At 56.6% G+C, this 8887-nt stretch carries 10 protein-coding genes and 1 pseudogene; 6 read left to right on the top strand and 5 right to left on the bottom strand.

Annotation, left to right across the window (positions count from 1 at the left end; translation table 11 throughout):
- Positions 1-250: pseudogene (locus tag VF639_RS23825) on the bottom strand (phenylalanine--tRNA ligase subunit beta); the annotation flags it as partial.
- Positions 251-444: 194 nt separating this feature from the next.
- Between VF639_RS23825 and VF639_RS23820 the strand changes: the two are divergent.
- Positions 445-1056, top strand: a complete 612-nt coding sequence (locus VF639_RS23820) for a Uma2 family endonuclease (protein WP_331148464.1) — start codon at positions 445-447, stop codon at positions 1054-1056.
- Between the two features lie 138 nt (positions 1057-1194).
- Here VF639_RS23820 and VF639_RS23815 read toward each other — a convergent pair whose 3' ends face one another.
- Together VF639_RS23815 and radC are read right to left on the bottom strand one after the other, a co-directional pair.
- Positions 1195-1842 carry a DUF1684 domain-containing protein gene (locus VF639_RS23815; RefSeq protein WP_331148463.1) on the bottom strand — a complete coding sequence of 216 codons (648 nt, stop codon included), beginning with the start codon at positions 1840-1842 and terminating at the stop codon, positions 1195-1197.
- A gap of 159 nt (positions 1843-2001) precedes the next feature.
- Complete coding sequence (gene radC / locus VF639_RS23810; protein WP_331148462.1) at positions 2002-2757, bottom strand: RadC family protein; 756 nt, start codon at positions 2755-2757, stop codon at positions 2002-2004.
- A 156-nt stretch (positions 2758-2913) separates the two neighbouring features.
- On the opposite strand from radC, the gene VF639_RS23805 reads away from it, so the two are divergent.
- From VF639_RS23805 to VF639_RS23785, 5 genes are all read left to right on the top strand, one after another.
- Positions 2914-4173 carry a metallophosphoesterase gene (locus tag VF639_RS23805; RefSeq protein ID WP_331148461.1) on the top strand — a complete coding sequence of 420 codons (1260 nt, stop codon included), beginning with the start codon at positions 2914-2916 and terminating at the stop codon, positions 4171-4173.
- Between the two features lie 168 nt (positions 4174-4341).
- Entirely contained in the window at positions 4342-4977 is a 636-nt protein-coding gene (locus tag VF639_RS23800) for a hypothetical protein (protein WP_331148460.1), read from the top strand.
- 105 nt (positions 4978-5082) lie between these two features.
- The gene (locus VF639_RS23795; RefSeq protein WP_331148459.1) at positions 5083-5769 is read left to right on the top strand and encodes a carboxypeptidase-like regulatory domain-containing protein; all 687 of its coding nucleotides are present in this window, start codon (positions 5083-5085) and stop codon (positions 5767-5769) included.
- A gap of 493 nt (positions 5770-6262) precedes the next feature.
- The gene (uvsE, locus tag VF639_RS23790) at positions 6263-7303 is read left to right on the top strand and encodes a UV DNA damage repair endonuclease UvsE (RefSeq protein WP_331148458.1); all 1041 of its coding nucleotides are present in this window, start codon (positions 6263-6265) and stop codon (positions 7301-7303) included.
- 49 nt (positions 7304-7352) lie between these two features.
- Positions 7353-7688 (top strand): hypothetical protein, encoded by a 336-nt coding sequence (locus VF639_RS23785; RefSeq protein ID WP_331148457.1) that lies wholly within the window; start codon positions 7353-7355, stop codon positions 7686-7688.
- A gap of 202 nt (positions 7689-7890) precedes the next feature.
- On the opposite strand, the gene VF639_RS23780 is transcribed toward VF639_RS23785, so the two are convergent.
- Positions 7891-8268: a hypothetical protein gene (locus tag VF639_RS23780; protein WP_331148456.1), complete on the bottom strand. Its 378-nt coding sequence runs from the start codon at positions 8266-8268 to the stop codon at positions 7891-7893.
- Positions 8269-8574: 306 nt separating this feature from the next.
- Positions 8575-8887: T9SS type A sorting domain-containing protein (locus VF639_RS23775; RefSeq protein WP_331148455.1), on the bottom strand; the 313-nt coding region annotated here is incomplete at its 5' end.

Raw genomic sequence — 8887 nt, 5'->3', positions numbered from 1 at the left:
CGCCACACACAATCTGGCGGAGCGTACCGTCGCCTACATCTACCGTGGTGACACTTAGCTTGTCGGCATCAGGGTGCTTCTCGCAGGTAAGCACGGTGCCGAGCACCACGCCGCGCAAGCCGCCCGGCACGCTTTCCAGCTCTTCGATGCCTTCCACTTCCAGCCCGGAACCCGTCAGCAGCTTGCCGACTTCGACGGCGGGTTTGTCGGTGGGAATGAGCGTACGGAGCCAGTCGAAGGATATTTTCATTTTACTTGTTGAAGGCTGATTGTTGATTGTTGGTCGTTGCGTGCTGATTGAACGATTGGATAATTCAACAACTAGTCACGCGCAACTCACAACCGATAGATGCGGCAAAGGTACGGATTCAGGTGAGCGGCTTCAAATGCCCCTCTGGTGGCCGGTTTTGCGTATCTTCGGTGAAAGTAAGATTCTGTATTAGCATGTCAATTCGTCCCGCTATTTCCGAGGAAGCTATTGTGCTGCGCGGCCCGCTTGTTACCAGCTTCAGCGACGAGGAGTTCTTCCAGTTCTGCCAGGACAACCGCGACCTGCGCGTAGAGCGCACCTCCGACCACGAAATAGTTTTTATGTCGCCAGCCGGTTTTCTCTCCAGTGAAGCTAGTGCCGAAGTTGTGCGTCAACTCAGCAATTGGAACAAACAAAACAAGTTAGGCCGGGTAGGCGAATCTTCCGCTGCCTATGTATTGCCTGATAAGGCCACGCTTTCCCCGGATGCCTCGTGGTTCAGCCACGCGACCTGGGCGCGGGTACCGGCGGAAATGCGCAATAGGTTTTTGCCCGTATGCCCGGAGTTCGTGGTGGAAGTGAAGTCTCCTTCCGACCGAATTCCCACGCTTCACGCGAAAATGGAGCAATGGGTGCGCAACGGCGTGCAACTCGGTTTTCTGCTTGATTGCGAAGCTGAAACTGCCTGGGTATACCACTCCGGCCAACCGACCACGGAGATTCAAGGATTTGACAACGAGCTAAGCGGCGAACCTGTACTGCCCGGTTTTGTGCTGGAGTTGCGGCAGTTGCGGGAGAATCAGTAGTTGATGTTTATCCAAGTAAGACGTCGTCATTCCGAGGCACGAGGAATCTGAGTCAGCTTGTTCAACAACTGTATCCAGATTCCTCTCGCTGCTTAATGCGCAGAATGTCGGAATGACAATACTTTAGTGGATAGACTCTTAATGCGTCTCCTCCTTGCCGTCCGCCGCGTGGTCGTGGAAGGCTTGCTCACCGGCTTTGATTTCGACGGCTAGGCGGTTGTCTTGGGGTGGCACGGGGCAGGCGAAACCGTCGTTGTAGGCGCAGAAGGGGTTGTAGGTTTCGTTGAAATCGAGCGTGACTTCAGTATCGCCGGGGGCGGGTTTGGGGGCGTCGAGGTAGCGGCCGCCGCCGTAGGTAGCGAAGCCGTTGGTTTTGTCGGTGAAGGGGATGAAGAGCGTGGAATCTTTGCCGTCAACCTTCAGAAACAAGGTTAGTTTCTGTGGCTGATTATCGAGCGCAAAGGATACGCGACCCCACCGCAGGTATTTATCGGCTTTGCCATTAGTCAGGGGTATTTCCACCGTGTCGCGCTGGCTGAAAGGCTCTAGCTGCGCCTCGACTCGATACGCTATGTTGGGTGCGTAGTAGTGTAGGCTATCGAAAACATTGCGCTGCTCCTGGCTCAACGGCGAGCCTTGCACCCGGCGGAAACTATCGGATTTTTCCTTCCGGACTTTGCGCAGCCGGGCCGCATATTGGTCGTCGTTGAAAACAAGGTCTTTCAGGAAATAACCGAATACAATTAGTAGGCCGAGGCCAACAAGTAGTTTAGGGTTGAGGCGCATCTTGTGATAGTTGATTGCTGGTGATTGTTAACTGTTGAAGCTGCTAAGAAGTCTAAAAACATCATGCTTGATCTGGACAACTGCTCAACCAGCTCTGTTGCATTTAGCGCACAAAGCAACCATCTAAACAATCAACAACCAGCAATCGTCCATCAGCAATCATAACATTCCTTCGTCGGCGAAGCTGAAATAGCCGGCGTCAGTGTAGATGAGGTGGTCGAGGATGGGCAGGTCGAGGAAGAGGCCGGCTTCTTTGAGCTTGCGGGTGAGGGCAATATCGGCGGCGCTGGGGTTGCGGTTGCCGCTGGGGTGGTTGTGCACCAGTATCACGCTGCTGGCCAGCTGCTCCAGCGCCTCCTTGAAAATCAGCTTCGGGTCGGCAACGGTGCCCGCCACGCCGCCGCGGCTGATGCTGACGGTGCGCATCACCACGTTGGCTCGGTTGAGTAGTACCACCCAAAATTCCTCGTGCGGTAAATCCTGCAAATGAGGCTGCACTACGCGGTAGATGTCGCGCGAGTTGGTGATGGTAGTGCGGGCCGGCGCGTCAACTTCTTTGCGGCGCCGACCTAGTTCCAAGGCTGCCACAATGGTAATGGCTTTGGCTTCGCCGATGCCTTTGTGGCGCATCAACTCCTTGATGGACAGGCGGGCCAAGGCGTTTAGATCGTTGTTGGCGGCTTTCAGAATCAGCTTGGCCACATCCACGGCCGACAGCTTGGCGGTGCCCGAACCGAGCAGAATAGCCATTAGCTCGGCGTCGGATAAGGCGGCGCGGCCTTTTTGCATCAGCTTTTCGCGGGGACGGTCTTCCTCGGCCCAACTCTTGATGCCGAACGAAACCGGCGTTTCGTAGCGGACGGGCGCGGCTTCTTCGGCGGGCTGATTTTCGGACAGATGGTCAGGGTTTTGCATGCGGCACAAGGGTTGCAGAGCCCGGAAAATAAAGTAAAAACCCCATTCCACCGTCTGCGTTGTTACGCTCGGCGGTTTTGTACTTGTTGGAATTAGCAGCAGGGTCTGCTTGACCACCAACTTTTCTTTCTGGCCGACGGCTCTTCTTCCCCTACTATGTTTCGCTCCTTCACTGGCTTTCTGTTTCTGTTCTTGTTTTTCTTGGCTGAGTGGTACGGCTTTCAGGCTGTCCGCACGGCACTTCACAGCGCGGCTCCGGTAGCCCGCAAAACGGCCGGTTATCTGTACTGGCTGATTACCGTCCTGGTTTGGGGTTTGGGCATGTGGTCGTTGGCTACGCGCGGGCAAGGCAACGCCCCCTACAAAGCGTATTTGGGCAGCGTATTGCTGGCGTTGCTGCTGTCGAAGCTGGTGATCTTGCTGTTTCTGTTTCCCGAAGACCTGGTGCGCGGTGTGCGCTGGGTGGTGGGCCGCATTTCCGGCAACACCACGGTTAGCGGAAGCGGCCCGGCTATTCCGCGTAGTGAATTCCTAAGCAAGCTGGCCTTAGTGGTAGCCGCCGTGCCATTCGTCTCGCTGATCTGGGGCGTGGTAAAAGGCGGCACCGACTACCAAGTGAAGCGCGTGACGCTGCGTTTTCCCAACCTGCCCGCCTCGTTCGACGGCTTCAAGCTGCTCCAGATTTCCGACCTGCACACCGGCAGTTTCGCTTCAACGGAACCCTTGCAGCGGGCCGTGGCGCTCATCAACCAGCAAAATGCCGACCTCGTGGTGATGACCGGCGACCTGGTAAACAACATTGCCACCGAAGTGGAAGACCATATCCCGACGCTGGCTCAAATCCAAAGCAAGCTGCCTAAGCTCTCCATCCTCGGCAACCACGACTACGCCGACTACGTGGACTGGACCGAGCAAGGCGGCATCGAGGCCAAGCGCGCCAACCTGGAGCGGCTCAAGCGCAACCACGCCCAAATCGGCTGGAAGCTGCTGCTCGACGAAACGCACCACCTGGAGCGCAATGGCGAGAAAATTGCCATTCTGGGCATTCAGAACTGGGGCGCGGCTATGCGCTTTCCTAAGTACGGCAATCTGGCCAAAGCCCACGCCGCCGTAGAGCCCGACGCTCCGTTCAAGATTTTGCTTTCCCACGACCCTTCGCACTGGGATGCCCAAGTACGTCCCGAATTCCCCGACATCGACCTAATGCTCTCCGGCCATACCCACGGCATGCAGTTCGGCATCAACCTGCCGTTTCTGAAATGGAGCCCGGTGCAGTATGTGTACAAGCAGTGGGCCGGCCTCTACCAGCAAGGCAAGCAGTATCTGTACGTCAACACTGGTCTTGGCTTCCTCGGCTACCCCGGCCGGGTAGGCTTCCTACCCGAGATAACCGTGTTCGAGCTACGCCGCGCTTAATAGCGCGAAAATCCGTTTCGCTCAACATGGCACACGTTTTAGCAGCCGCGGCAATTCGTTGTCGCGGCTGCTTCGTTTTTGGGAGTCGGGAAGAGCCCAGGTAACCGCTGTGGAGCTTGAGGCGTATACGCGCAATTCAACTCTCTCCCTCTCACCAATTCCACACGTATGAAAAAGCTCCTGTTGCTCTTCCCTATTGCCGCTGCCTTCTCCCTGACTTCGTGCGGCGACAACAAAACCGCCGAAACAACCACTACCACCGAAGCCACTAGCACTAGCACCGCCGCTACCGGCGACATGGACGCGCAGTACCGGAGCCGGGCCCAACGCATTGCCGATAAAATGGCTGCCGACATGAAAATCTCGGATACGGCCATGGTGTCGCGCATTCGCAGCACGTATTACACCCGCGCCCAACGCCTTGGCGAAGTACGTAACAAGTACACGGCTGACACCGCGGGCATGGCCGCCGAAATGCGCAGCGCTTACTCGGAAACCGACAATGAATTTAAAGGCTACCTGCCTGCTGAATCGTACACGGTGTACGAAACAAGCCGCCCAACCTACTACGAGGAGGCCTACATGGACGAGACAAGCACGCCCGCCGAAACCGACAACACCACTACTGCCTCCACCGAAACCGAAGCTAGCAGCACTAGCGGCGGCGAAGGCGGCAAGCTGAAAGTGAAAGCCGACGGCGACGTAAAAATCAAAGATGCCGAAGGCAACAAAGCCAAAATTGATGGCGACGACGGCACGGTAAAACTGAAGCCCGAAAACGGCAAGGACGTCAAGATTAAGTAGTTTTGTCTTGCCCTAAGTGCCTCAAAGCCCGCACCTGCAACGGTGCGGGCTTTTTTTAACTCTGTTATGAGATAACTTGCCCGTTGCTTGCGTTTGTATAGGCCAATGAACTTACCGAATTCTATTTCAAGCGTATTTCGTGCAAGGAAGCCGGGCCGGTGGCTGCTCGGGTGGCTGTTGTTTTTGCTGTTGCCGCTAGGAGCAGCAGCGCAGGTGCGCGTAACGGGCTCAGTAGCGGAGGCGGGCACGGGGCGGTCGGTACCGGGGGCGGCCGTACTGGTGCAGCGCAGTGGCCGGGGCGTAATTGCCAACAACGAAGGCGATTTTCGCATCGAGGTACAGAACACGGATACGCTGGTGTTTCGGGCCGTGGGCTTTAAAACGCGCCGCTTCCCAATGGGCGGCACGGGCCTTTCGCAGTTGGTTATCCAGGTGTCGCTGATGCGCGATAGTGTGATGCTAGGCGAAGTGCGCGTAACGGAAGGTCGCCCTGACCGCGCGGCTATCAACAGGGCCTTGCGCAACATGAAGCGCCCCAATACGGCGCCTACCAGCGCCGTGAAGCGCCCGCCTGCTCCTAAACCTTTGTTCAAAGTGGACTCTACGGCACCGGCTGCTCCCACTCCTACCCTGGCCAGCCCCGTCAGTCTGATTTACGATCAGTTTTCGCGTGCCGGCAAGGAGCGCCGTAAGATGGAGGAAATTCAGGCCGCCGAAGCCGCCGAAAAAGCCCGCAAAGCCCGCCAGAAATACAACAAGAACTTCAAGGACAACCGCGGCTACAATGAGTAGTGCTGAAGTAGTGAGGTGGTGAACTGGCCGAAGGAGTGAGTTGGCGGATGAAAAAGCACGGTCATGCTTCATCTGGCGTCCGCGCAGTGCAACGAAGCCGAAACATCTCGCTAGTGTGGTATTGTCCTGCTTGATCTTACGTCCGCTTGTCGAAGCATCTCGCTCAAATCGTTGCAACGGCAAAAGAGGGTTTACTACACTAGAGTGTGTGGACAGTAGCGCGGAAGTCACAAGAAATCTGTTCCGCGACGAGCAACGCGAGTATTCGATACCGCTCCTTGTGGTCCTAACGCGTAGGAACTCGCTGTGCTCGTCGCGGAACAGATTTCCTGTGACTTCCGCGCTACAAGACCCTAACTTTCCACACAGCCTAGCGAGATGCTTCGACTCCGCCTCCGGTCCCTGGCTTGATGCGCCACCTGCTCAGCATGACTGGATTGGTTTGGCAACGTCAGCAACCAACAATCAACCCCCATACCTCGTAAGCCCGAAGATGAAAATCGGGTATCCTTGCATGAATAATTCGTTGGACTGCACCTCGGCGTCCACGTTTCGGTTGGCTTCCTACTCCGACGAGCGGGTCGAGCAAACCGTAGCCTCCAACCTAGCTTGCTTGAAACGCATTCTGGAATATAATCTCGAGCACGGGCTCCTGTTCTTCCGCATCGGCTCCGACATTGTACCGTTCGGTTCCCACCCCGTCAATACCTTTCCCTGGCAGACTCGTTTCGCCCCGGAATTCCAAGCCATCGGCGACTTCATCAAAACGCATAAAATGCGCGTGTCTATGCACCCCGACCAGTTTGTGGTGCTCAACTCGCCTAACCCCGATATTGTGGGGCGCAGCGTGGCGGAGTTGGTGTATCAGGGGTCTATGTTGGATTTGATGGGCCTTGATAGCACGGCCAAGCTCCAAATTCACCTCGGCGGCCTCTACGGCGACCGGGACACGGCCATCGCGCGCTTCATCGGCGTGTGGCACACGCTGCCGCCCGCCGTGCAAGTGCGGGTGGTGGTCGAAAACGACGACCGGCTGTTTAGCTTGCGCGACTGCCTGGAGCTGCACGCCGCCACTGGTATTCCCATCCTCTTCGACAACTTCCACCACGAGTGCCTCAACAACGGGGAGCCCATGGCCGAGGCCCTGCGCTTGGCCGCCGCCACCTGGCACCCCACCCGCGACGGCATTATGATGATGGACTACAGCTCGCAGTCGCACGGTGAGCGGCGCGGGAAGCACGTGGCGGCCATTGAGGAAGATTTGTTTCGGGATTTCCTGCGGGAGCTTGGCGACCTGGATGTGGACATCATGCTCGAAATCAAAGACAAAGAAGCTAGCGCCCACCGCGCCTGCGGCATCATGCGCGAACTGACATTGCTCCCACCTGCTCCGGAGGGCTACGAGCCACCCATATTTACGCCCAAACAAATTCTGGAGGCCGATGCGGCGCCCAAAACCCGGAAGCCTCGCGTCAAAAAAGACAAAGCCCCTGCCGACTCTGTTGAACTCCCGCAGTCAGCCAACGGCAAGTAGTTGTCGTGTCTTCTTAATAAAACAGTTCTTTTCCTTACCTCTCCCCATCATGAACCACGAGCTATTAGGCGCCACCATCCACGCCCTGCAAAACGGCCTGACTACCATCCCCATCAGCGGCGCCCTCGACAACACCGAAACCTGGCAGCAGCACTTACTGCAGAGCGGTGAGCCCGCATTGCAAGACGTTGGTCGGGAAATCGGCAACCTGCAATCCTTACTCAGCAGCGGCAACCTCAATCCCGAGGCTATTGGCAACTCCCTGAGCATGCTCGGCACCCAAACCAACCAGGCCGCCACCCACGCCTCCCCCGATTTTCAGGCGCAACTCCGTGAGCTTGGCGACCTGTTGCTCCAACTCGGCACCAAACTGCAAGCCGCATAGCTTAGCAAGCTGGTAGTTGCTGGGGGATTAGCTCGTTTTCAACTACCATAAAAAAGCCCCTGGTCTCCTATTGAGGCCAGGGGCTTTTTGCTGCCTTAAACCACAGCCCCCGTCCGAACTGGAAAAGCTCGAACGGGGGCTAGGCTGCATAGTAGACCGTCAACGTAGGGCGGTCTACCATGGCACATAGACTATCTATCGATTACGGACGAGGCGGGGCAGTATCGGTAGCGCGCTTCTTGGTGGTAGTTCGGCGCTGCATCATGCCGCCATCGGGTGGCGAAGTGGTAGCGGGCTGCGTGGTGGTACCAGTACGCTGCTCTACGCTCTGCTGCTCGATGGTAGTCGAGCGCTGTATGGTGGGCTGCTGGTCAATGGTGCTGGTACCCATTTGCGTGGGGTTGGTTGTAGTGGGGGTCCGCTGGTCGATGGTGCCGGGGTTACTAGGAGCCGCGGGCGGAATGGTGGTTTGATTCATGACGCCGCCCCTTTGCGGTGATGTGGGCGTGACCTGAGCCTGAACAGATACGGTGGCACCTAAAAGGAAGGCAGCGGCTATGGCGAGGTTTTTCGTTTTCATAGGAATTCAAGTTAAAAGACAAAACAAGTAGGTCCGAAGGCCATTGTCGAGTTATGTACGCTTGCTACCTGCCAAGAACCGGAAAAGCCGCAATTTTATAATTGCAATACTTTGAAAGTCAATAGTTTAAATAGAAATTATTTAGGCATCAAGAACATGCCTCTGCAGGACGGCTGACTAACTTCCTGAACGGCTTCCAAACCAAGCTTTCCTAAGCTTCTCCGCTTAAACCAAACAAAAACCCCGACGAGCTGCTGCCCGCCGGGGTTTTCACACACTTTCAACTAGCCGCTGTAGAAGGCAAGCTTAGCGCTGAATCAGTACTTTCTTGGTGAAAGTACCGGCCGACGAACGTAGCTGTACTACATACAAACCGGGGGCCAAGGCACTGGTGTTGACGCGGAACCCGCGCTGCAACTCTCCTGATGGAACGGCGGCCGTTTGCACCGTCTTACCAAGCATATCCAGTACCGATACTTGCACCGGGGTTTTGCTGCTCACGGGCAGGCGTACCGTCAGCTCGGTGCTGGCCGGGTTGGGGTAGAGCTCCACCATCTCGTCGCGCTGCTGCTGCGACTGCGTGGCCAGTACCCGGGTTGGAATCAGGTAGCCGGCTACC

It is taken from the genome of Hymenobacter sp. (assembly GCF_036387835.1).
Lineage (GTDB): Bacteria > Bacteroidota > Bacteroidia > Cytophagales > Hymenobacteraceae > Hymenobacter.
The sequence above is the reverse complement of the archived record's forward strand: the minus strand, read 5'-3'. Positions and strand labels throughout refer to the sequence as shown.